The organism is Roseomonas sp. TAS13 (assembly GCF_001950415.1).
GTDB classification, from domain to species: domain Bacteria; phylum Pseudomonadota; class Alphaproteobacteria; order Acetobacterales; family Acetobacteraceae; genus Roseomonas; species Roseomonas mucosa.
Genome location: NZ_BDLP01000762.1, coordinates 1 through 753 on the forward strand (window position 1 = coordinate 1; position 753 = coordinate 753).

General features: G+C 75.4%; 1 protein-coding gene. It reads left to right on the top strand.

The genetic code is table 11. From position 1 onward, the window contains the following. Window positions 1-721, top strand: a 721-nt coding sequence (locus ROTAS13_RS25380; protein ID WP_139323615.1) for a glycosyltransferase family 4 protein, incomplete at its 5' end; no start/stop codon positions are given. Window positions 722-753: the final 32 nt, after the last annotated feature.

Consider the following 753-nt stretch of genomic DNA (forward strand, 5'->3'; position numbering starts at 1 on the left):
CCTGCGCGGCACGCCCTTCGTCTTCGAGATCCGCGACCCCTGGCCCGAGCTGCCGCGCGCCATGGGCGAGGCCCCGGGCTGGGCCCTGGCCGGGATGGAGGTCCTGGCCGATGCCGCCTGCCGCCGGGCGGCGGCGGTAATCGGCCTGACCGAGGGCATGGCGGACACCGCGCGGGCGCGCGGCACCGATCCGTCGCGCCTGCACGTGGTTCCCAATGGCTGCGACCTCGACCTCTTCGGCCCGCACCGCGCGCCCTGGCGTCCGGACTGCGCGGCGCCCTGGGAATGTCTCGCGGTCTATGCCGGGGCGCATGGCCGCGCCAACGGGCTCGACGCTCTGCTCGACGCCGCGGCCGAGCTGCACCTGGCCGGCGAGCGCCGCCTCCGCATCCTGCTGGTCGGCGAGGGAGCCGAGAAGCCCCGCCTGATCGCCGAGGCGGCGCGGCGGGGGCTGCACAATGTCAGCTTCCTGGACCCGCTGCCCAAGCCCCGGCTGGCCTCGCTGCTGGCGGGTGCGCAGGTGGCGCTGCACTGCCTCGCCCCGGTGCCGGAATTCGCCGAATGGACGGCGCCCAACAAGCTGATGGACGGGCTGGCCGCCGGACTGCCGGTGGTGACCAACCTCGCCGGCCGCGCCGCGCGCATCGTCGCGGAGGGGCCGAGCGGCATCGCCACCCCGCCGGGCGACGCCCGCGCCCTGGCCGAAGCCCCTGTCTCTTGATCACATCTACGCACAGCTCCACCGTAAGGCGA